The organism is Streptomyces sp. L500, assembly GCF_054551825.1.
Genome location: NZ_JBTOLC010000048.1, coordinates 14,061 through 35,870 on the forward strand (window position 1 = coordinate 14,061; position 21,810 = coordinate 35,870).

Below are 21,810 nucleotides of genomic sequence, written 5' to 3' on the forward strand. Positions count from 1 at the left end.
GTTCACCTCGCTTCGGGATCGGGCCGGACCTCGGCCCCTGAACGCCGGACCTCGGCCGCTGAACACAGAGAGTAACCATAACTACTCTCCGTGACAACCCCCTCGCCTCGCCCCCTTTCCCGCCACGCCGCGAGTCCCAGCACCACCGCCAGCCCGCCGAACATCACCACGTCCCGGAACGCGTGCCGCTGCGCGCTGTCCACCCCCGGCCACGGCACCCCGCCCAACTGCGGCACCAGAGGCACCCAGAACCACACCGACCTCGCCGCCGCCCCCCGTACCGCCACCGACGCGGCCAGCGAAGGCGCCACGACCAGCGCGTAGTTGAGGAACGACGGCCGCGAGACCACGAAAGCGGCCAGCATCAGCAGCGCCGCGCACTCCACCAGCCGCAACGCCTGGTCTCCCCCGCACCGCCACCGCAGCCACGCGAAGTACAGCACCGCCGTCCCGGCCACGGCCGCCAGCGCGAACGCCAGGAGGTGCGGCACCCCCAGCCGGGGCAGCACGGCCGGCCACGAGGCGTCGTACGGACGGGCGTACGCGTCCTGACCGTGCAACAGGAACGGCAGCGTCCGGGTGAAGAACAGCCCCGGCCTCGGCAACGCGACCGCCGCCGACAGCGAGATCACGGCGGGCAGCCCCAGCGCCCACGCCAACGCCCGCCACTGCCGCGCCAGGAGGAACAGCAGGAACAGCGGCACCAGCATCGGCTTCAGCGCGACGGCCGCCCCGACCACCATGCCCGCCGCGGACCACCGCCCGTGCCGCGCCAGCAGGAGGGCCGCCGGAAAGGCGACCACCGACGCCGCCGTCCAGTTGCCCAGGAAGACCAGGCTCTGGAAGGGCAGGAACAGCGCCGTCCCCAGCGCCAGCGCCACCGCCAGCCGGCTGTCCGCCCGGACCCCGAAGATCCGCAGCGCCAGCACCACGCCCACCGCGACCAGCGCGCCCGTCACCACCGGCACGGCGTAGAACAGCACCTTCTCCGGGAACGGCGTCTGCGGCAGCGCCGCGAACACCGCCCCCGGCGGATACAGGAAACGTTTGTCCGCGTACGGCGACCCGCCGCTCAGCAGCGCTCGCGCGGCCCGCACCACGACCGCGTTGTCGATGCCGGAACGCGCCTTGCCGTACGCCCGCACCGAGCTCAAGGTGAACACCAGTACCGCCGAGACCAGCGCGGGCACGGGAGCCCGGCCGCGCAGCCACCCGGCAGCCGCGTCCCCGAAGGACGGCCCGGCCACCGGCGCGGTCTCCGTCGCGCTCATCGTCCAACGACCTCCAGCAGCACGCGCCCGCCCGGCCCCTGGGCCGCCTTCCTGAGCGCGGGGTCGCCGGGCGCCAGGCCCGCCTCCCCGTTCTTCCGCAGCACCCACCGCACGCCGTACTCCTTGAGGATGCCGAGCCGTTCGGCCCGGGAGGTGACCGGGGCGAAGTACCGCCGCGTGGCGTCGCGCCGCCGCTTCTCGTCGGGGAGGAAGAGGTCGGGATAGGCCGGCGCGACGGTGTACGGGCCGTACGCGGGGAGCATCCGCAGCGCGTAGTAGTCGTCCGTCATCACCGTCGCCCCTTTGGGTACATGCGTCGCGACCCAGCCGAAGCGCGGCCACAGCGCGATGACGGGCGCCTCGCGCAGCCCGGGCGGCACCGCCTCCCGCCGCAGCACATACGACAGCACCCCCGCCTGCGCCCACGCCCCCGCCAGCAGCGCCGCCACCGCCACCACCGGCAGACCGCGCCGCACGCTCCGCAGCCGCCCACCACCCGCCCCACGGTCCGCCCCACGGTCGTCGAGAGCCTCGGCCGTCTCGACGGCGAGCGCGAGCTGAGCCGCAATCAGTACGGCCGGCAGCGCCCTCCCCCACGCGTAATGCCCGCTCGCCCACCCCGCCGAGACGACCACCACGCCCAGCCCGAAGAGGAGCGTCAGAGGGTCGCGGCGATCACGCCACCACCGCGCCCCGAGAGCAGCCACCCCCACGGCCATCAGGCAGAACCGCTCCGCCGCCCGGCCGTAGAGCGCCCGGTGGACGGGGTCCAGCCCGCCCCCGCCGAGCAGCGCGGGAAAGGAGTAGTACGGCCAGCACAGCGGCAGCGCCAGGGCCACGGCACCCCCCGCCGCCACCAGCGCCCACCCGGTCCCGGCCGGTCCCGGCCGCGTCCCCAGCAGCACCGCCAGGACGCCCAGCACCGCCACCACCCCGGTGAACTGATGCACCAGCAGCACCGACCCCAGCAGGAACCCCAGTCCCAGATGCCCCGGCAGCCCCCAGCCGGCCGTCCGCGCCCGGCGCAGCAGCGCCCACAGCCAGCAGGAGAGGCCCAGGGCGAAGGTGCCCGGGTAGGCGAGGGTCAGGCTGAGCGAGGCCAGCCCCGGCATCCCGCTCCACGCGAACGGCACCACCCCGTACAGCAGCAGCACGCACAGCAGCGCGAGCGGGACGGCCGTCCGTGCCCGGCTGAACGTCCGGGTGAAGGCGGCGAGGCCCGTGGCCAGCAGCACGAGACCGGCCAGCCCGGCCAGCCGCAGCACCCCGAAGGTGCCCCAGCCGGTCGCCTTCGCGACCAGGGCCAGCGCGACCGTCCAGGGCGAGTAGTACGGACTCGGCGTGTCCTCGTCCACCAGGGGGTTGCCCGGGTGGATCAGGTCCGCTCGCAGCCGCTCCAGGACGGCGGCGTGCATCCCCAGGTCGCCGGACCACGGCAGCCGCACCACCATGAGCAGCAGCAGGACGCCCAGCAGCAGGAGGGCGGCCGCGGCCGTCCGGCGCGGCAGGCCCGCTCCGCGCGGCGGGAAGGTCCGGGACAGCGGCGGCCGGGGCGTCCTGAAGGCCGTGGGCGGGCTCACAGGTCAGCGGGCACGCTTGCCGGCCGCCGGGCCGCGGAGTGTTCTGGAGCGCAGCCGCCAGGGCATGGCCACGGATTCGAGCTGCACGGCCAGGTTCATCTTCGACTCCCCGGCGGTGCGGTCCTCGAAGTGGATGGGCACCTCCATGACCGTGAAACCGGCCCGCAGCGCGCGGTACTTGGTCTCGACCTGGAAGCTGTAGCCCGCGCTGTCGACGCTGCCGAGGCCCACGGCCCGCAGCGCGTCCGCGCTCCACAGGTTGAAGCCGCTGGTGATGTCGCGGACGCGCGTGCCGAGGATCCCGCTGGCGTAGGCGTTCGCCCAGCGGGAGAGCAGCTTGCGGTGGGCCTTCCAGGCGTCGGAGAGGGTGCCCCCGGGCACGTACCGGCTGCCGACGACCACGTCCGCGCCGGTGGCGAGGGCGACGCCGAGCATCTCGGAGATCTTGCCGGTGGGGTGGCTGCCGTCGGCATCCATCTGGAGCACGTACTCGGCGCCCTCGGCCACGGCCCGCTCCATGCCGGCCGCGTAGGCGCGGCCGAGGCCGTCCTTGGTGGTGCGGTGCATGACGCCCATGCGCGTCCGGCCGGGCTCGTTGTACTTCTCCGCCAGCTGTTCGGCGACGGTGCCCGTGCCGTCGGGGCTGTTGTCGTCGACCACCAGCAGCCGCAGCCCTTCGAGGGGCAGGGCCATGAGCGCCTCGGCCATGGTGGGCAGGTTCTGCGCCTCGTTGTACGTCGGCATCACCACCGTGAGCGGGGTACGGCCCCATTCGGCGGGCAGCGGTGTCGCGGCGGCGGGAGTGCGCGGAGGGCTCATGAGCGGATCCTCGGCAGACGGAGAGGGCCAATCGGGCGGCTGTCGACAGTTGGTGGTCGACGGACGTTCAAACGCTGAAGACGTTCAAACACTAAGTCGGTGTTCGCGCGGGGGCAGGCGGTGACGCTCAGACGGCCGAGAAGCGGATGGCGGCGTCGGGGATCGCCGTCGCGCACCAGACGCGCGCCCCCTCGCGCAGCTCGTTGTCCGCGCCGATGTCGGAGCGGTCCCCGATCACCACGTCGTCGAGGAGGGTCCGGGGGCCGACCCGGGCGCCGGTGCCGATCATGGACGCCCGGACGCGCGCGCCCTCCTCGATCCGGGCGCCGTCCAGCACGACGGAGCCCTCCACGACGGCGCCCGCCGCGACGTACGCGCCGGTCCCCACCACCGTGCCGCCCAGCAGCCGCGCCCCGTCCGCCACCCGCGCACCGGGCAGCACCAGGAACTCACCGGGGTCGCCGGGGACGGCCGGGGAGTGGACGACGCCGCGCACGAGGTCGGCGGACGCCTGGACGAAGGCGGCGGGGCGGCCCAGGTCCAGCCAGTACGAGGCGTCGACCACCCCGTGCAGCACGGCCCGGGCGGCCAGCAGCCCGGGGAAGGTCTCCCGCTCGACGGAGACCGGCCGCCCCTGCGGGATGGTGTCGATGACCTCGCGCCGGAAGACATAGGCCCCGGCGTTGATCTGGTCGGTGACGATCTCCTCGGGGCGGCGCGGCTTCTCGGTGAAGGCCAGGACCCGGCCGTCGGGGCCGGTGGGGACCAGACCGAACGCGCGGGGGTCGGCCACCCGGGTGAGATGGAGGGTGACGTCGGCCTGCGCCCGCTCGTGGCGCAGCAGCAGGTCGCCGATGTCGAGGCCGGTGAGGATGTCGCCGTTGAAGACGAGCACCGGTTCGGTGGGCCCGGAGGTCAGGGCGATGGAGGCCTGCCGGATGGCCCCGCCCGTGCCCAGCGGCTCCTCCTCGTGGACGTACGTGAGCCGCAGGCCGTGGGCGGAGCCGTCGCCGAAGTACGGCTCGAAGACCTCGGCGAGGTAGGAGGTGGCGAGGACGACGTGCTTCACGCCGGCGGCTCTGGCGCGGGCCAGCTGATGGGCGAGGAAGGGCACCCCGGCGGCCGGGACCATGGGTTTCGGCGTGTTGATGGTGAGCGGCCGGAGCCGGGTTCCCTTGCCTCCGACGAGCAGTACCGCCTCAGTCATGCCAGTTCCTCGTCATACATGCCGGTTCCTCCCTATACCAGACCCTCGCCCATTGTGGCCATCTCGTCGCACTACGTCAGTTTTTGCGGCAATTTACACTACAATCGGTTGTCTAAGCGAGATGTCCGCTACGCGTGGCGACCGTATCTGGAGAAGCCCTTGCGACCGACGGAATCGAGGGAAAGACTTTCGCCCGGCCGGGGGAGGCTGACGGCGCTGGTCCGGGAGTTCGCGAAGTTCGGCACGGTGGGCGGCCTGGGGATCTTCGTCAACCTCGGCGTCTTCAATGTGTGCCGGGGGGCCACCGGGCTGCCGGTGGTGCGCTGCAGCGTGGTCGCGACGGCCGTCGCCATCGCCTTCAACTACCTGGGGCTGCGCCACTTCACCTACCGCGATCGCGACAAGGGCCGGCGCAGCAGGGAGATCGCCCTCTTCGCGGCCTTCAGCGGCATCGGACTGGTGATCGAGAACGGTGTCCTCTACGTCGCCACCTACGGCTTCGGCTGGGGCGGGGCGCTGCTCGGCAATCTCTTCAAGTTCCTGGGCATCGGCACGGCGACCCTGTTCCGCTTCTGGTCCTACCGGGCCTGGGTCTTCAGGGCCCTGCCGGGGCGGGCCATGCGCCACGACTCTCCCCACGGAGGTCACGGCGATCACGGCGATCCGTCGAACAGCACGAGCAACCCGGCCGCGTACCAACCCGAGACCACCGCACCTCCACCGTAGAGACACACCCGCACCCCCAGCGGAACACGCGCGAGCGGCCGGGCCGCCAACAGCAGCGGAACCGGCAGGAACGGCAGCATGAAACGTGGTTTGGAGTACGGCGAGCCCGGCGTCGCCACCATCAGCAGCCAGGCCCCGGCGACGACCGCGACCAGCGGCCAGGGCACCCGCCGGTCCAGTGCCAGCGCCACCACCGCCGCCGCCGTCAGCAGGACCACGGCGAGCACGGCCGTGTGGCGCACGTCGGCGACCGCCCGGGGATCGCCGTAGAGCAGGACCTGCCGCAGGAAGTCCGCGGTGCCCGCGCCGAAGTCGAACGTCTGCCCCCAGGCCCGCTCCGCCTCGAACCAGCCGTCCCACCGCCCCACCCGGCTGCCCAGATAGAGCCAGCCGACCAGCAGCCCCAGCGGTGCCAGGGCCAGCGCCGCCCACGGCCGGGCGCCGTCCCGGCGGCGCAGCAGGGCCACCGCGGCGGCCAGCAGCACCGTGGCGATCAGTACCGTCGCCGTCGGCCGTACGGCGCCCGCCAGGGCGCACAGGACGCCCGCCGCGACCCAGCGGCGCCGCACCAGCGCCACCAGGGCCCACATCAGCAGGGCGCTGAAGACCGCCTCCGAGTACGGCACCCACAGCGCGAAGGCGTACGGCGAACAGGACCACAGCGCCACGCACGCGTACCCGGCGCCCCGGCCTCCCCCGCAGCACCGTACGAGCGTGTACGCCCCGGCCCCGGCCACCGCCGCCGCGCACCAGGAGACCAGCACCCCGGCACAGTCGTGGGGCAGGCCGGTCACCAGGTGGAGCCCGCGGATCAGCGCGGGGACGAGCGGGAAGAAGGCGAGCCGGCTGTAGTCGGGCGTCCCGTCGGGGCGGTGGGGGATGTGGCCGGGGTAGCCCCGCTCGGCGATCCGGAGGTAGTTGCCGCTGTCCCAGCGGTACAGCAGCCAACGCGTCCCGTGGCCGAGGTGGTGGTTGACCAGCAGCAGGACGGCGAAGCCGACGGCGGCGACGGCAAGCTGGACGGCCGCCGCGACGACCGCCTCCCGGTACGCCGTCCGGGTGGTCGCGAGCCGCGGAACGACTGTCATCCGACTCTCTCACGCATGCGAAAAGGGCGGCCCCGGGGGTTTTCCCCCGGAGCCGCCCCCTTCATGCCGGTGCGGCGGTCACCCGTCAGGTGTGCGAACGCAGCAGCGTGCGCATCGTGCGCATGGCCACCGACAGGTTGGCCAGGTCGAACGCGTCCGACCCGCGGATCTCGTCCAGCGTCGTCCGCGCCCGGGTCAGGATCGCGGCGTTCCGCTCCTCCCACTCGGCGAAGCGCTGCTCCGGCGTGGAGGAGCCGTTGCCCGCCGAGAGGACCTCGGCCGTCAGCGCCGCGTGGGCCGCGTAGAGGTCCTCACGGATGGAGGCGCGGGCCATCGACTGCCAGCGGTCGGCGCGCGGCAGGTCGATGATGCGGTCCATCAGCTGGGTGATGTGCAGCCGGTCGGCCAGGTCGTAGTAGACCTCGGCGACGCCCAGCGGTTCCTTGCCCGTGCGCTCGGCGGTGGCGACGATGTCCAGCGCCGGGAAGACGGACGAGAAGCCCGCGACCTTGACCGCCAGCTCGGCGGGCACCTCGGCGGCGACGAGCTCGTCGTGGATGGACTGCCACCACTCCATGTCGGCGCCGCGCAGCAGCTTGGGCAGCTCGGCCCAGACCATGTCCACGCCGTCGCGGAAGAACGCGATGGTCTCCGCGAGCGCCAGCGGCTGCGGGCGGTTGTTGAGCAGCCAGCGGGTGCCGCGCTCGACCAGTCGGCGCGAGTGCAGCCGGATGCGGGTCTGGACGTCGGCGGCGACCACGTTGTCCAGGCCCTCGACGGCGTCCCAGACCTCGTTCAGGCTGAAGATCTCGCGGGCCGCGGTCTGCGCCCGGACGATCTCCTCCAGCGAGGCGCCGGTCTCCTCCCGCAGACGGTGGAGGAAGGTCGAGCCGCCGGAGTTGACCGTGTCGTTGACCAGGACGGTCGTGACGATCTCGCGGCGCAGCGCGTGGTTGTCGATCTGCTCGCCGAACGACGTGCGCAGGGCCTGCGGGAAGTAGGCGTAGAGCAGTCGCTGGAGGTACGGGTCGTCGGGCAGCTCGGTGGTGAGCAGCTCCTCCGCCGCGGTGATCTTGATGTAGGCGAGCAGGACGGCCAGCTCGGGCTGGGTCAGGCCGCGCCCGGCGCTCAGCCGCTCCCGGATCTGCCGGTCGGCGGGCAGGAACTCCAGGGCGCGGTCGAGGTGGCCGTCGCGGGTGAGGCGGCGCATGATCCGCTGGTGGGCGTGGAGCAGGCTGGGCGCCTGGGCCACGGCGTTGGCCAGGGCCACGTTCTGCGCGTAGTTGTTGCGCAGCACCAGCTCGCCGACCTCGTCGGTCATCTCGGCCAGCAGCTTGTTGCGCTGCTTGACGGTCATGTCGCCGTCGGTCACCAGGGCGTTGAGCAGGATCTTGATGTTCACCTCGTGGTCGGAGGTGTCCACGCCGGCGCTGTTGTCGATGGCGTCGGTGTTGACCCGGCCGCCGGTCGACTCGGGGCCGCCGGTGAGGGCGAACTCGATGCGGCCGAGCTGGGTCAGACCCAGGTTGCCGCCCTCGCCGACGACCTTGACGCGCAGGTCCCGGCCGTCGACGCGGATGGCGTCATTGGCCTTGTCGCCCACGTCGCCGTGCGACTCGGTGGACGCCTTGACGTACGTGCCGATGCCGCCGTTCCAAAGAAGGTCGACCGGGGAGCTGAGGATGGCCTTCATCAGCTCGGCGGGGGTCATCTTGGTGACGCCGGGGGCGATGCCCAGGGCCTCGCGCACATGGGCGTTGACCGGGATCGACTTGGCGCTGCGCGGGTGGACGCCGCCGCCCGCGGAGAGCAGCTTGGTGTTGTAGTCGGCCCAGGAGGAGCGGGGCAGCTCGAAGAGCCGGCGGCGCTCGGCGTAGGAGACGGCCGCGTCCGGGTTCGGGTCGATGAAGATGTGGCGGTGGTCGAACGCGGCGACCAGGCGGATGTGCTCGGAGAGCAGCATGCCGTTGCCGAAGACGTCACCGGACATGTCGCCGACGCCGACGACCGTGAAGTCCTCGGTCTGGGTGTTGTGGCCCAGCTCGCGGAAGTGCCGCTTGACCGACTCCCAGGCGCCCCGGGCGGTGATGCCCATGCCCTTGTGGTCGTAGCCGGCCGAGCCGCCGGAGGCGAACGCGTCGCCCAGCCAGAAGCCGTAGGACTCGGCGACCTCGTTGGCGATGTCGGAGAAGGTCGCGGTGCCCTTGTCGGCGGCGACGACGAGGTAGGTGTCGTCCTCGTCGTGGCGGACGACGTTCTTGGGGTGGACGACCTCGCCGCCGACCATGTTGTCGGTGATGTCGAGCAGACCGGAGATGAAGGTCTTGTACGAGGCGATGCCCTCGGCGAGCCACGCGTCGCGGTCCACGGACGGGTCCGGGAGCCGCTTGCCGACGAAGCCGCCCTTGGCGCCGACGGGCACGATGACGGTGTTCTTCACCATCTGCGCCTTGACCAGGCCCAGGATCTCGGTGCGGAAGTCCTCGCGCCGGTCGGACCAGCGCAGACCGCCTCGGGCGACCTTGCCGAAGCGCAGGTGGACACCCTCGACGCGCGGCGAGTAGACCCAGATCTCGAAGGCCGGGCGGGGCGCGGGCAGGTCCGGGATGGCCTGCGGGTCCAGCTTCAGCGAGAGGTACGAGTGCGGCTCGCCCTGCTCGTCGCGCTGGAAGTGGTTGGTGCGCAGCGTGGCCTTGATGACGGTGAGGAAGGAGCGCAGGATGCGGTCCTCGTCCAGGCTCGCCACCTGGTCCAGGGCGCCGTCCAGCTCCTCCAGCAGGCCCTCGATCAGCTCGTTGCGGCCGTCCTGCGGGAGCGCCGGGGACATCCGGGCCTCGAACAGGTTGACCAGGAGGCGGGTGGTGTGGACGTTGTTGCTGAGGGTGTCCTCCATGTACGCCTGGCTGAAGGTCGTACCGGCCTGCCGGAGGTACTTGGCGTAGGCCCTCAGCACCATCGCCTGGCGCCAGTCGAGACCGGCCCGCAGCACGAGGTTGTTGAAGTTGTCGTTCTCCGCGGCGCCGGTCCACACGGCCGCGAAGGCCTCCTGGAAGCGGGCGCGCGCGTTGTCGCCCACGATGTCCTCGGGCAGCCGCAGCCCGAAGTCGTAGATCCAGGCGTTGGCCCGGTCGGCGCAGCGCAGCTCGTACGGGCGCTCGTCGACGACCTCGACGCCGAGCCGGTGGAGCACCGGCAGGACGGCGGAGAGGGAGACGGGCTCGCCCTTGCGGTAGATCTTGAAGCGGCGCTCGCCGGGGCCCGCGCCGACCGGCTCGTACAGGCTGAGCTCGAAGGCCCGGGCACCGCCGGCGGTGGTCAGCTTCTCCAGGTGGGCGAGGTCGGAGACGGCGCCGCGCGGGGTGTGGTCGGCCTTGTAGCCCTCGGGGAAGGCCTGGCCGTAGCGGCGCAGCAGCTCGGCGGCGCGCTCCTCGCCGACCTCGGCGGTGAGCGTCTCGGCGAAGCCGTCGGCCCAGGAGCGGGCGGCCTCCACCAGGCGGGCCTCGATGCGGTCGGCGTCGGCCTCGGAGAGCTCGGGCAGCGCGGAGCCGGGCTCGACGCGGACGACGAAGTGCAGCCGGGAGAGGACCGACTCGGTGTTCCAGGCCGTGAAGTCGACGCTGGTGCCGTTGAGCTCTTCCTTGAGGATGTCGATCAGGCGCAGCCGGACGCCGGTGGTGTAGCGGTCGCGCGGCAGGTAGACCAGGGCGGAGTAGAAGCGCCCGTACTCGTCGCGGCGCAGGTACAGCCGCAGCCGGCGACGCTCCTGGAGGTAGAGCACGCTGGTGGCGATGGCGCGCAGCTGGTCGGCCTGGATCTGGAACAGCTCGTCGCGCGGGTAGGTCTCCAGGATCTGGAGGAGGTCGCGCCCGTCGTGGCTGTCGGGGCTGAAGCCGGCGTCCTCCAGGACCTGGGCGACCTTGCGGCGGATGACCGGGACGCGGCGGACGGACTCGGTGTAGGCGGCCGAGGAGAACAGGCCCAGGAAGCGGCGCTCGCCGATCACGTTGCCGTCGGCGTCGAACTTCTTCACCCCGACGTAGTCGAGGTAGGAGGGGCGGTGGACGGTGGCGCGGCTGTTGGCCTTGGTGAGGACGAGCAGCTTGTGCTCACGGGCCTTGGCGCGGGCGTCCGCCGGGAGCCGGCTGAAGGACGCCGAGGAGGGGCGGGGCAGCGGGGCGTGGTGGCCCCCGTGGTGCCCGTCGGCGGTGTGCGGGGGGTCGGAGCGCAGCACGCCCAGGCCGGTGCCGGGGACGGCCGTGAGGACGTCCTCCTCCTCGCCGTCGGTGACGACCTTGGTCAGGTCGTACTCGCGGTAGCCGAGGAAGGTGAAGTGGTCGGCGGCCAGCCAGCGCAGCAGCTCACGGGCCTCGTCGAGCTCGGTCGGCGGGACGTCGGCGGTCGGCTCCTCGGCCAGGCCCTCGGCGATGCGCAGCGCGGCGTCGCGCATCTTGCCCCAGTCCTCGACGGTCTCGCGGACGTCGGACAGGACGCGCAGCAGGTCGGCGGCGATCTGCTTGAGGTCGTCGCGGTCGGTCTCGCGGTCGGTCTCGACGTGGATCCAGGACTCGACGAACGCGTCGTGCGGCAGCTCGGCGTCCTTGCCGTTGCCGTGCGCGTCGCAGGCGGAGCCGAGGACCTCCAGGAGGCGGCCGGTCACATCACGGCGGACGACGACCTGCGGGTGGATGACGACGTGGATGCCGCGGTTCTGGCGGGAGAGCTCATTGGTGACGGAGTCGACGAGGAAGGGCATGTCGTCGGTGACGACCTCGACGACGGAGTGGCTGGACGTCCAGCCGTTCTCCTCGACCGTCGGCGTGTGGACGCGCACGTTCGCGGTGCCCTGCGGCCGGTTCTCGGCCAGCCGGTAGTGCGAGATGGCCGCTCCGTAGACGTCGACCGGGTCACGGCCGGTGAGGTCCTCGGGTGCGGTGTGCAGGTAGTAGCGCTGGAGGTAGGCGGTCAGGGTCTTCTGGTCGAGGCCGCCCTCGCCCTGGGGGCCGGCCGGGTGCGCTCCCCCGGGGCTGCCTTCAGCGACGCGGGCCGCCCGCTCGAGCAAATCGGCCTTTGCTTCGTCCAGCTTGGTCTGCATGTCCTCTGGCTCCTGTCGCGCGCCGTTGCGTGACATAGGTGGTGATGGCTTCACGTCGCGACTCGGGGTGTCCGGTCGTCACCGACGGTCCGCCGGGATGAGGGGTGGCCGGGCGGAACACGGCGAACGCCGTCAGGACAGCCCGGCTCCGGGGATCCGCTGCGATGGCCCGGGCGCGGTGGCGGCCCGGGAGCAGGACAGGGGCGACGGCGCCCCTGCTGGATATCGCGCTGATCACCTGGTAAGGCTATCGCTCTTCCCCCGGGAGGCGTCCATGAGCAGCTTCTATACATTACGGCCACGAAACCTTCGCACTCTGGACAGCCCGGCCTCAGACAACGAGACGTTCCGCCTCGGCGACGGCCTCCTCCAGGCTGTCCACCACCGGAACACCAGCCTCCGCGAGACTGCCCCGGCTGTGCGAACCGCCCGTGTACAGCACGGCGTGGGCACCGACGTGCGCCGCCGCGACGGCGTCGTCCACGGCGTCCCCGATGACCACCGTACGACCGGCGGCCACACCGGACAGCCCCGCGAGATGGCGCGCCATGTGCTCCGTCTTGCTGCCGCCCGAAGGCCCGGTGCGTCCGTCCACCCGGATGAATCTGCGTTCGATGCCGAAGCCCCGCACCAGCGGCAGCAGGTCCTCGTGCCCGTACATCGACATGATCGACTGGGTGCCGCCGGTGTCCTGCCAGCGCGCCAGCAGCGACTCGGCGCCGGCCGTGAGGTCGCAGCGTATGTGATGGTCCGCGTAGTGCCGGTGGAAGACGACGTCCATGTGGTCCCACTCGTCCTGGGTGGGGAGGCGGCCCATCAGGCGCTCGTAGAAGCGCGGGATCGGGACGCAGTACAGCTCCCGGTACCGGGCCAGGGTGATCGGCGCCAGGCCGATCTCGGCGAAGGCGGCGTTGGTCGCCGTGATCACCGCGTCGATGTCGTGGAACAGGGTGCCGTTCCAGTCCCAGACGATGTGCGGCGCGGCTTCCCCGCCCCGCTCCCCCGTGCCCCGCTTGTGCCCCGTGCTCCGCGTGCCCATGCTGTGCGTCCCCATGCTCACGACCGTACCGTCCGGGTCCGACAGACCCCTCAGACGAGGTTCGGGATCTCCTGGACGCCGAACCACATCAGCTCGTGGTCGTCGGCGCCGTCCACGATGAACTGCGCGTCTTCGTCGCCCTGGTCCGCCGCGCCCAGCGCCGCCGCGGCGGCGGCCACGTCCTCCTCGGCGTCGTCCGCGTCGACGTGCACCGAGGCCGCCTTCTTCAGCGGCACCGTCTCCACCAGCCGCACCTCGCCGAGCGCCGACTGGTCCAGCCCGCGATCCGGGTCGGCGGTCACCGCCGTGTCGGGCACGTCGACCGCGACGACCACGCGCCGCCGCGGCGCCCGCGGATCCGCCGCCAGCCGCCGCAGCGAGCCCTGCGCGGCACGGCCGAGCGCCGCGTACTCCAGCTCCTCGATGTCGTCCGAGACGTACCACTCGCGCAGGGCGGGGGTGACGGCGTAGGCGTCCACCGGTGCCGGGCCCAGCAGGCCCGCCTTGTGCGCCTCGGCGAGGCTGTGGAGGGTCAGGGGGACGTAGACGCGCATGACCGCCGCTTTCCTGCTTCCTGAGGGCTTACGAACAGTGCTGCCAGCATACGGGCGCGAGTCCCCCTTCGAAGTGCCGGAGGCCCCTTGAGGCGCCTCCCCCCGGACGCGCCGGTCTCCCGGCCCAGCCGCCCCGCGCGGCCCGTGTCCCCCTGATAGGTGAACGTCCCCGGTCCCACGGCCACCCCGGGGACGTCCTTGCCCGCCTCCGAACGGCGCCGGTAGAAGATCCACCGACCAAGCCACGCCCGGTTGCAGCCGGGCCGCGCACCGCGGGGGCGACGCGTGAACAGGAACCATCGCGTGAACAGGAACAGGGGACCCGCCGGCCCGGGCCCGGCCGCGCCACCACGGCGCACGGACTCCCGGCGGCCGGCCGCCGACGCGGCCGCCCGGCGCCACGAACGCGAACGGCGGCATCCGCGCTACTGGTTCGCCGAACGGCTGCTGCTCACCCTCAGCGGCCAGCGCCCGGTGCACTGGATGCTCGGGCACACCCTGCCCCCGGCCTACGACCAGCTGGCCGAGCTCGCGCCCGGAGCACCGCTGCGGCCCGTCCCGCCGGGGCACGGCATCCCCTTCGTGCGCCACTGCGACGAGTTCCAGCCCCGGCCCGGGGTGATCGAGGCGTTCGCCCGGATCGCCTCCGGCGACCGGCTGCGGGCGCTGGCCTTCCGGCTGGAGCACTGCCCGGACCGGCGGTGGCGCTGCGCCGCGGTGGAACTGGGCGGGGCCCGTGCCTGAACGCGGCGAGGGGCGGGACACCGGTGGTGTCCCGCCCCTCCGCGAACGTGTGCCGCGCCGTTACTTCTTGCGGCGGCGACCGCCGGCGCCGCGCTGCGCCTTGCGGCGCTCGGCGCGCGTCATGCCGTCCGCCTCGGAGCGGAACTCGGTCATCTCGTCGGCCGTGAGGTCGCGCTCGTCGAGACCGGCCTCGCCGTCCACCGTGGGGGCGGAGAAGTGCAGCCGGTCGGGGCGCTGCGGGGCGCCCAGGCCCTTCGCGCGGATCTCCGGACGGGCGGCGGGCACGGTGTCCTGGACCTTCTCCAGGGACGGCGCCTCGCGCTGCTCGACGGGGACCTCCTCCAGCTGCTGGTCGACCTGGACCTCCAGGTTGAACAGGTAGCCGACCGACTCCTCCTTGATGCCCTCCATCATCGCGGTGAACATGTCGAAGCCCTCGCGCTGGTACTCGACCAGGGGGTCCTTCTGGGCCATGGCCCGCAGGCCGATGCCCTCCTGGAGGTAGTCCATCTCGTAGAGGTGCTCACGCCACTTGCGGTCCAGGACGGACAGCACGACGCGGCGCTCCAGCTCACGCATGATGTCGGAGCCGAGCTGCTCCTCGCGGGCGGCGTACTGGTCGTGGATGTCGTCCTTGACGGACTCGGCGATGAACTCGGCGGTGATGCCCGCGCGGTCGCCCGCCGCGTCCTCCAGCTCCTCGATGGTGACCTTGACCGGGTAGAGCTGCTTGAAGGCGCCCCACAGCCGCTCCAGGTCCCACTCCTCGGCGAAGCCCTCGACGGTCTCCTGGCGGATGTAGTCGTCGATGGTGTCGTCCATGAAGTGCAGGACCTGCTCGTGGAGGTCCTCGCCCTCCAGGACGCGGCGGCGCTCGGCGTAGATGACCTCGCGCTGGCGGTTGAGCACCTCGTCGTACTTCAGGACGTTCTTGCGGGTCTCGAAGTTCTGCTGCTCGACCTGCGACTGGGCGGAGGCGATGGCGCGGGTGACCATCTTGTTCTCGATCGGCACGTCGTCGGGGACGTTGGCCATGGCCATCACGCGCTCGACCATCTGGGCCTTGAACAGACGCATCAGGTCGTCGCCCAGCGACAGGTAGAAGCGGGACTCGCCCGGGTCGCCCTGACGGCCGGAACGACCGCGCAGCTGGTTGTCGATGCGGCGCGACTCGTGGCGCTCGGTGCCGAGGACGTAGAGCCCGCCGAGGCTCTTGACCTCCTCGAACTCGGCCTTGACCGCGGCCTCGGCCTTCTCCAGGGCGCCGGGCAGCGCGGCCGCCCACTCCTCGACGTGCTCCACCGGGTCCAGGCCGCGCTGGCGCAGCTCCGCCTCGGCGAGGTCGTCGGGGTTGCCGCCGAGCTTGATGTCCGTACCGCGGCCGGCCATGTTGGTGGCGACGGTGACGGCGCCCTTGCGGCCCGCCTGGGCGACGATCTGGGCCTCGCGCTCGTGGTGCTTGGCGTTGAGGACCTCGTGCGGGATGCCGCGCTTGGACAGCTGCTGCGAGAGGTACTCCGACTTCTCGACGGAGGTCGTGCCGACCAGGATCGGCTGGCCCTTCTCGTGCTTCTCCGCGATGTCCTCGACGACGGCGGCGAACTTCGCGACCTCGGTGCGGTAGATCAGGTCCGACTGGTCCTTGCGCTGCATCGGACGGTTCGTCGGGATCGGCACCACGCCGAGCTTGTAGATCTGGTGGAACTCGGCGGCCTCGGTCATGGCCGTACCGGTCATACCGGACAGCTTGGAGTAGAGGCGGAAGAAGTTCTGGAGGGTGATCGTGGCGAGCGTCTGGTTCTCGTCCTTGATGTCCACCCCCTCCTTCGCCTCGATGGCCTGGTGCATGCCCTCGTTGTAGCGGCGGCCGGCGAGGATACGGCCGGTGTGCTCGTCGACGATCATGACTTCGCCGTCCATGACGACGTAGTCCTTGTCCTTCTTGAACAGTTCCTTCGCCTTGATGGCGTTGTTCAGATAACCGACGAGGGGGGTGTTGACCGACTCGTAGAGGTTGTCGATGCCCAGCCAGTCCTCGACCTTGCTCACGCCGGCCTCGTGGATGGCGACCGTGCGCTTCTTCTCGTCGACGTCGTAGTCGCCGGTCTCCTCGACGCCCTTCTGCGGGTTCGCCGGCTCGCCCTTGGTCAGGCGGGTGACGAGCTTGGCGAAGTCGCCGTACCACTTCGTGGCCTGGTCGGCCGGACCGGAGATGATCAGCGGCGTCCGGGCCTCGTCGACCAGGATGGAGTCGACCTCGTCGACCACGGCGAAGTTGTGCCCGCGCTGGACCAGCTCGTCCTGGGACCACGCCATGTTGTCGCGCAGGTAGTCGAAGCCGAACTCGTTGTTCGTGCCGTACGTGATGTCGCAGTTGTACTGCTCGCGGCGCTGCGCCGGGGTCATGTTGGCGAGGATGCAGCCGACCGACAGGCCCAGGAACTTGTGCACCCGGCCCATCAACTCCGAGTCGCGCTCCGCCAGGTAGTCGTTCACCGTGATCAGGTGGACGCCCTTGCCCGACAGCGCGTTCAGGTACGCCGGGAGGGTGCCGACGAGGGTCTTGCCCTCACCGGTCTTCATCTCCGCGACATAGCCCAGATGCAGCGCGGCGCCGCCCATGAGCTGGACGTCGTAGTGCCGCTGGCCCAGGACGCGCTTGGCGGCCTCGCGGACGGTCGCGAAGGCCTCGGGCAGCAGGTCGTCCAGGCTCTCGCCGTCGGCGTACCGCTGCTTGTACTCCTCGGTCAGGGCGCGCAGCTCAGCGTCGGAGAGGTGCAGGAAGTCCTCTTCGATGGAATTGACCTGGTCCGCGATGCGGTGCAGCTTGCGCAGGATCTTGCCTTCTCCTGCACGCATGATCTTGCCGAAGACGGACACGTAGGCTGGCTCCTTGCCGGTCGGGCCTGGGCACGGTGGGGTGCGCGGGCACGACGGGACAGTCCCCGCCGCAACGGCCATCGTAAGCGAGGACCCCACCACGCCGGGAGGTCCGTCATCACCGAGGCCGGGTGTCACCCACTGTGAGAACGAACGGCACTCCCGGAAGGTGCCGGAGCGGCGAAATTCGGACACGTCCGAAGCGCCCCGAATCTAGACTCCGCCCATGGAGCCCATACATCTGACCACCGAACGCCTGCTGCTGCGCCCGTTCACCTCGTCGGACGTACCCGCCGTCCACGCGGCCTGCCAGGACCCCGACATCCCGCGCTACACCAGCGTGCCCTCCCCCTACACCCTGGAGGACGCCTGCGCGTTCGTCGGGACGAAGTGCCCGGACGGCTGGCGCGACGACTCCATGTACACCTTCGGTCTCTTCTCCCGCGAGGACGGCCGGCTGATCGGCTCCATGTGCCTGGTGCGGCTCGCCGAGCTGCGCACCCCCGAGCGCCAGGCCGAGCTCGGCTACTGGACCGCCAAGGAGGGCCGGGGCCGCGGCCACACCGTGGAGGCCGCGCGCGAGGTGATCCGCTGGGCCTTCGAGGACCTGGGTGTCGAGCGCCTGGAGTGGTACGCCGAGGCGGGCAACGAGGGCTCGCGCGCCGTCGCCCTGAAGGCCGGGTTCCGGATGGAGGGCACGATGCGCTCGAAGATCGTCTACAACGGCACCCGCCGCGACGCCTGGATCGGCTCGCTGCTCCCCTCGGACCTCGGCCGGCCGACGCACACCCCCTACCTGCCGTTTCCCGGGCGCGGCTGATCATCACCGGGTGATGTCAGTGGTCCCCTCTAGGGTGATCGGCATGACAACTGCCGTCACCGTCAAGGCCGGTACGCCCGGCGCCCGCCCTTCCGGGGACCGGAGGGCCGCCGTCCGGCTTTCTGCCGACGAGGCGCGCCGGCTGGCTCTCCGCGCGCAGGGCCTCCTCGGCACGCCCGACCGGAAGGGGGGCGTCCGGGGGGTGCTGCGCCGGCTGGGCGCGGTCCAGCTGGACACGATCTCGGTGCTCGCCCGCTCGCACGAGCTGGTGCCCTACGCGCGGCTGGGCGCCGTCGGGCGCGGCACGGTCGAGGAGGCGTACTGGAGCGGGGACGCCGAGACGGGGGCCTTCGAGTACTGGTCGCACGCGGCGTGCGTCCTGCCGATCGAGGAGTGGCCGCTGTTCGCCTTCCGCCGCCGGGCCATGCGGGAGCGGGGCCACCGCTGGCACATCATGGCGGACGCCGACCGTTCGTGCGCGGCCGTCCGGGACCGGCTCCGGGCCGAGGGCCCCCTGACGGCCACGGACCTGGGCGGCGCCAAGAACGGTGGCGAGTGGTACGACTGGTCCGAGACGAAGATCGCGGTGGAGTGGCTGCTCGACACCGGCGAGGTGGTCTGCACCCGCCGGCGCGGCTGGAAGCGGGTCTACGACCTGGCCGAGCGCGCCGTGCCGGACGCCCTCTTCCACGACGACCTCGACGACGCCGAGTGCATGCGGCGGCTGGTGGCCCAGGCGGGCGCGGCGATGGGTGTGGCGACGCGCGCGGATCTGGCGGACTACCACCGCCTCAAGGGCGAGCAGGTCGACGCCGTCATCGACGGTACGGGGCTGGTGCCGGTCGAGGTGGCGGGCTGGGACAAGCCGGCGTGGGCGGACCCGGCGGCGCTGGCGGAGGAGCCCCGGGGCCGCCACCGTACGACGCTGCTCTCGCCGTTCGACTCGCTGATCTGGGACCGGCCGCGCACGGAGCGGATATTCGGCTTCACCCACCGGCTGGAGGCGTACGTGCCCAAGGCCCGGCGCGTCCACGGCTATTTCGCGATGCCGCTGCTGACGGCCGGCGGGCTGGCGGGCCGGGTGGACCCGGCGCGCGAGGGCCGGACGCTGGTGGCCCGGCAGGTGTCGCTCGAAGGGGCCAAGGCGGTCGAGCCCATGGCCCGGGCGCTGTGGGAGGCGGCCGGGTGGGTGGGCTGCGACAGCGTGCGCGTCGAGCGGTGCGACGACGCGAAGCTGGCCGCCGCCCTGGTGAGCGCCCTGACCGCCCTCGGCTGAGGCTCAGCGGATCTCGAGGATCTTCTCCCGCATCGCGTAGACGACCGCTTCCATCCTGGAGTGCAGCTGGAGCTTCTCCAGGATGTTGCGGACGTGGTTCTTGACGGTGTTCTCGCTGATGAACAACTCCTTGGCGATGTCCCGGTTGTTCATCCCGGTGGCGACGAGCTTGAGGACCTCCAGCTCGCGGTCGGTGAGCCGGGGGGCGGGCACCAGCCTGCGCTCGTCGGTGCGCTGGATCATCGACTTGAACTCGGTCAGGAGCTTCGAGGCCATCGACGGGCTGATCTGGGACTGGCCGTCGGCGACCGCCCGGATGGCCGTCGCCACCTCGTCGGTGGAGATCTCCTTGAGGAGGTAGCCGGTCGCCCCGGCCTTGATGGCGTCGTAGAGGTCGGCTTCCTCGTCGCTGATCGTCAGCATGATGATCTTCGCACTGGGGGCCACCTCCTTGATGGAGGTGCAGGCCTCGATGCCGCCGCGCTTGGGCATCCGGACGTCCATGAGGACGATGTCGGGCAGCAGGTCGGCAGCCTTGTCCACCGCCTCCGCGCCGTCCCCGGCCTCCCCGACGACCTCGATGTCCTCCTCGTGCTTGAGGACGATCTCCAGCCCCCTGCGGAAGAGCGCGTGGTCGTCCACGACCAGGACCCTGATCGGTTCCCTCCGGGCGGCGTCCCGCTCGTCCCGGGCGCCTTCTTCGTCGTCCTCGTCGGCCCCGATCACGGGCCCGAACCTGTCCGCCATTGTTCCTCCCCCTGAAGGCCATGGCCCGTCGCGGTCGCTCGGTCCGGCGCCGCCCCAAACGGCTCCGGCGGACCGGTGGTTGGTCCGGGCCATGATTTCATGCCGGGCCGCCGGACGGTGCTTCCCCGGCCGCGGAGGTGGCGCGCCGCACAAGCGGTGCCCCGGGAGCGCGCCGGGCGCTCCCGGGGCATCGTCACGGGTCAGCCGCCGAGCTCTCCGCCCGCTCCTCCGGGCTCTCCGGTGTAGAACGGGTCGCTGTTCAGGCGGATGACGCCGTAGTCGTACGCGTGCCGCCGGTAGACGACACTGGGCATCTTGGTCTCGGAGTCGACGAACAGATAGAAGTCGTGGCCGACCAACTCCATTTCATAGAGCGCCTGGTCGAGCGCCATGGGGGCCGCGGAGTGGGTCTTCTCGCGGACCACCAGGGGGCCTTCTCCCCGGATCTCCAGTGGTCCCATGTGGGTGACGGGCACCTCGCCCGCTCCCTGCTCCGCGACGAGTTCACCGCTGTCGTTGAGCTCTGCGGCGCCGATGACGGCGCCGACGTCGCTCGCCGGGACGCGTCCGTTGCCCCGGCGGGAATGACGCTTGTCGTGCTGCTTGCGCAGCCGTGCCTCGAGCTTGTTCGTGGCCAGATCGAGCGCGGCATAGGGATCCGTCGCTGCGGCCTCCGCCCGGATGACCGGTCCCCGGGAGATCACCGTGATCTCCACTCGGTCGGAGCGGTCGGCCTGCCTCGGGTTGGGCTCTTTGGACACCTCCACGTCGAGGCGAATCACCTTGCCGTCCAGCTTCTGGACCTTGTCCAGCTTCAGCTTCTCGGCCACGTGCTTGCGAAACCGCTCGGGCACCTCTGTCTTGCGGCCCTTGACGACGATGTCCACGCAGAACTCCGTTCCCGGATCGCTCCGCCGAAGGTTGCGGAGCGCATCCCTCTTGCATCAGGCCCCGGGGAGAGCCGGAGCCACCGACTAAGCGGTTTTCACCTCCTCCTCCCCCGTCGGCAAGATCTACACCCCACCGTGCCTCAAGGCTCCACGGGCTACTTACAAGCTTCCGCCCAGGCGTACAAAGCACGCCAATCGGAGATATCAGGCATAGATCCTGCCCTTCCTCACAACCGAACATATCTCGCTCGGAAGCCCGTCGGTACCCCCTATCGCGACGTACCTCCGTTCAGGTGTTTTCCGGCCGTTTCCCTCAGCAACGCAGGACGTTCTCCGTCAGTTCCGGTGGTTTCCGAACGCTCTCGGTGCAGCCGCGATCACCGCCCCGGCCACGACCCGGCCGCCGCCCGCCGTCACCGCGCGCGCCGCCTCCGCCAGCGAGGCGCCGGTCGTCATGAGATCGTCCACCAGCACCACCGGACCTCCCGACCGCCACAGCCGCTCCGCGCCCCGGACGGCCTCCATCGCCCCCGCCACGTTCTCCACCCGCCACCGGGCGTCCACACCCGACTGATCGAGCACGGGCCGCCGCAACCGCAGCACCGCCGCCACCCGCACGGACGCCCCGGAGCCGCGCAGCGCCCGGGCCGCCGCCAGGGCGAGCCGCCGCCCGGCGTCCTGCCCCCGCCCGGCCACCGCCGACCGCGCGGAAGGCACCGGCACGAGCCATAACGGGCCCCTCCGGCCCCGTACATCCCACCCCGCACCAGAGCGACCGGCCGCCCCGACCGCGCCCGCCAGCGCGGCGCCCAGCGGACCGGCCAGCGCGAGCCCGCCCCGCTCCTTGTGCGCGATCAGCGCCGAGCGCACCCCGCCCTCGTACCGCGCGGAGGCGTGCACGGGCGGCAGCCCGGCCGGGACCGGATCCGGCCGCACCCGCCGCGCCGGACGCCCGCCCAGCTCCGCACCGCATTCCTCGCACAGCACGGACCGCGGCAGCCCGCACCCCGCGCAGTCCACCGGCGCCACCAGGCCGGCGAGTTCCTGCCACCACCCGCGCATGGCTCCACTCTCGCG

16 protein-coding genes are annotated in these 21,810 nt (G+C 71.8%); 4 read left to right on the forward strand and 12 right to left on the reverse strand.

Annotated features, from left to right (window positions below; all coding sequences use genetic code 11):
* Positions 1-2: 2 nt before the first annotated feature.
* From ACX9I7_RS28200 to manB, 4 genes are all read right to left on the reverse strand, one after another.
* Positions 3-1,271, reverse strand: a complete 1,269-nt coding sequence (locus ACX9I7_RS28200) for a glycosyltransferase family 87 protein (RefSeq protein ID WP_459388909.1) — start codon at positions 1,269-1,271, stop codon at positions 3-5.
* On the reverse strand, positions 1,268-2,851 hold the full coding sequence (locus tag ACX9I7_RS28205) for a hypothetical protein (protein ID WP_459388910.1): 1,584 nt from the start codon (positions 2,849-2,851) through the stop codon (positions 1,268-1,270). Before ACX9I7_RS28205 ends, ACX9I7_RS28200 begins: the two co-directional genes overlap by 4 nt.
* Positions 2,852-2,854: 3 nt before the next feature.
* Positions 2,855-3,670, reverse strand: a complete 816-nt coding sequence (locus ACX9I7_RS28210) for a polyprenol monophosphomannose synthase (RefSeq protein ID WP_189457133.1) — start codon at positions 3,668-3,670, stop codon at positions 2,855-2,857.
* 127 nt (positions 3,671-3,797) lie between these two features.
* Positions 3,798-4,877, reverse strand: coding sequence for a mannose-1-phosphate guanylyltransferase (manB, locus tag ACX9I7_RS28215; RefSeq protein ID WP_387575184.1), 1,080 nt, complete (start codon positions 4,875-4,877; stop codon positions 3,798-3,800).
* Positions 4,878-5,036: 159 nt separating this feature from the next.
* Between manB and ACX9I7_RS28220 the strand changes: the two genes are divergently transcribed.
* Positions 5,037-5,603: a GtrA family protein gene (locus ACX9I7_RS28220; RefSeq protein ID WP_459388918.1), complete on the forward strand. Its 567-nt coding sequence runs from the start codon at positions 5,037-5,039 to the stop codon at positions 5,601-5,603.
* Here ACX9I7_RS28220 and ACX9I7_RS28225 read toward each other — a convergent pair.
* From ACX9I7_RS28225 to ACX9I7_RS28240, 4 genes are all read right to left on the reverse strand, one after another.
* The gene (locus ACX9I7_RS28225; protein WP_387575188.1) at positions 5,531-6,691 is read right to left on the reverse strand and encodes a hypothetical protein; all 1,161 of its coding nucleotides are present in this window, start codon (positions 6,689-6,691) and stop codon (positions 5,531-5,533) included. The two genes, ACX9I7_RS28220 and ACX9I7_RS28225, sit on opposite strands and share 73 nt — an antisense overlap.
* Before the next feature lie 85 nt (positions 6,692-6,776).
* The gene (locus tag ACX9I7_RS28230) at positions 6,777-11,783 is read right to left on the reverse strand and encodes an NAD-glutamate dehydrogenase (RefSeq protein ID WP_459388911.1); all 5,007 of its coding nucleotides are present in this window, start codon (positions 11,781-11,783) and stop codon (positions 6,777-6,779) included.
* A 331-nt stretch (positions 11,784-12,114) separates the two neighbouring features.
* Positions 12,115-12,822, reverse strand: coding sequence for an HAD family hydrolase (locus ACX9I7_RS28235; protein WP_459388919.1), 708 nt, complete (start codon positions 12,820-12,822; stop codon positions 12,115-12,117).
* A 50-nt stretch (positions 12,823-12,872) separates the two neighbouring features.
* The gene (locus ACX9I7_RS28240) at positions 12,873-13,376 is read right to left on the reverse strand and encodes a DUF6912 family protein (protein WP_459388912.1); all 504 of its coding nucleotides are present in this window, start codon (positions 13,374-13,376) and stop codon (positions 12,873-12,875) included.
* A gap of 303 nt (positions 13,377-13,679) precedes the next feature.
* Between ACX9I7_RS28240 and ACX9I7_RS28245 the strand changes: the two genes are divergently transcribed.
* Entirely contained in the window at positions 13,680-14,120 is a 441-nt protein-coding gene (locus tag ACX9I7_RS28245; RefSeq protein ID WP_392758810.1) for an Rv3235 family protein, read from the forward strand.
* Between the two features lie 60 nt (positions 14,121-14,180).
* Here the strand turns inward: ACX9I7_RS28245 and secA are convergent, their stop codons facing one another.
* Positions 14,181-17,000 carry a preprotein translocase subunit SecA gene (gene secA / locus ACX9I7_RS28250; protein WP_459388913.1) on the reverse strand — a complete coding sequence of 940 codons (2,820 nt, stop codon included), beginning with the start codon at positions 16,998-17,000 and terminating at the stop codon, positions 14,181-14,183.
* Between the two features lie 226 nt (positions 17,001-17,226).
* On the opposite strand from secA, the gene ACX9I7_RS28255 reads away from it, so the two are divergent.
* The gene (locus tag ACX9I7_RS28255) at positions 17,227-17,820 is read left to right on the forward strand and encodes a GNAT family N-acetyltransferase (protein WP_459388914.1); all 594 of its coding nucleotides are present in this window, start codon (positions 17,227-17,229) and stop codon (positions 17,818-17,820) included.
* Between the two features lie 13 nt (positions 17,821-17,833).
* Positions 17,834-19,096 carry a winged helix-turn-helix domain-containing protein gene (locus tag ACX9I7_RS28260; RefSeq protein WP_459388915.1) on the forward strand — a complete coding sequence of 421 codons (1,263 nt, stop codon included), beginning with the start codon at positions 17,834-17,836 and terminating at the stop codon, positions 19,094-19,096.
* A gap of 3 nt (positions 19,097-19,099) precedes the next feature.
* Here ACX9I7_RS28260 and ACX9I7_RS28265 read toward each other — a convergent pair whose 3' ends face one another.
* From ACX9I7_RS28265 to ACX9I7_RS28275, 3 genes are all read right to left on the reverse strand, one after another.
* On the reverse strand, positions 19,100-19,843 hold the full coding sequence (locus ACX9I7_RS28265; protein WP_126914410.1) for a response regulator: 744 nt from the start codon (positions 19,841-19,843) through the stop codon (positions 19,100-19,102).
* Between the two features lie 200 nt (positions 19,844-20,043).
* Entirely contained in the window at positions 20,044-20,730 is a 687-nt protein-coding gene (hpf, locus tag ACX9I7_RS28270; RefSeq protein WP_189457149.1) for a ribosome hibernation-promoting factor, HPF/YfiA family, read from the reverse strand.
* 339 nt (positions 20,731-21,069) lie between these two features.
* Positions 21,070-21,795, reverse strand: coding sequence for a ComF family protein (locus tag ACX9I7_RS28275; protein WP_459388916.1), 726 nt, complete (start codon positions 21,793-21,795; stop codon positions 21,070-21,072).
* Positions 21,796-21,810: the final 15 nt, after the last annotated feature.

Coding starts and splice junctions, on each gene's coding strand:
- ACX9I7_RS28200 (WP_459388909.1), bottom strand. CDS start 1,271: ATGAGCGCGACGGAGACCGCGCCGGTGGCCGGGCCGTCCTTCGGGGAC.
- ACX9I7_RS28210 (WP_189457133.1), bottom strand. CDS start 3,670: ATGAGCCCTCCGCGCACTCCCGCCGCCGCGACACCGCTGCCCGCCGAA.
- manB (WP_387575184.1), bottom strand. CDS start 4,877: ATGACTGAGGCGGTACTGCTCGTCGGAGGCAAGGGAACCCGGCTCCGG.
- ACX9I7_RS28225 (WP_387575188.1), bottom strand. CDS start 6,691: ATGACAGTCGTTCCGCGGCTCGCGACCACCCGGACGGCGTACCGGGAG.
- ACX9I7_RS28230 (WP_459388911.1), bottom strand. CDS start 11,783: ATGCAGACCAAGCTGGACGAAGCAAAGGCCGATTTGCTCGAGCGGGCG.
- ACX9I7_RS28235 (WP_459388919.1), bottom strand. CDS start 12,822: ATGGGCACGCGGAGCACGGGGCACAAGCGGGGCACGGGGGAGCGGGGC.
- ACX9I7_RS28240 (WP_459388912.1), bottom strand. CDS start 13,376: ATGCGCGTCTACGTCCCCCTGACCCTCCACAGCCTCGCCGAGGCGCAC.
- ACX9I7_RS28255 (WP_459388914.1), top strand. CDS start 17,227: ATGGAGCCCATACATCTGACCACCGAACGCCTGCTGCTGCGCCCGTTC.
- ACX9I7_RS28260 (WP_459388915.1), top strand. CDS start 17,834: ATGTCAGTGGTCCCCTCTAGGGTGATCGGCATGACAACTGCCGTCACC.
- ACX9I7_RS28265 (WP_126914410.1), bottom strand. CDS start 19,843: ATGGCGGACAGGTTCGGGCCCGTGATCGGGGCCGACGAGGACGACGAA.
- ACX9I7_RS28275 (WP_459388916.1), bottom strand. CDS start 21,795: ATGCGCGGGTGGTGGCAGGAACTCGCCGGCCTGGTGGCGCCGGTGGAC.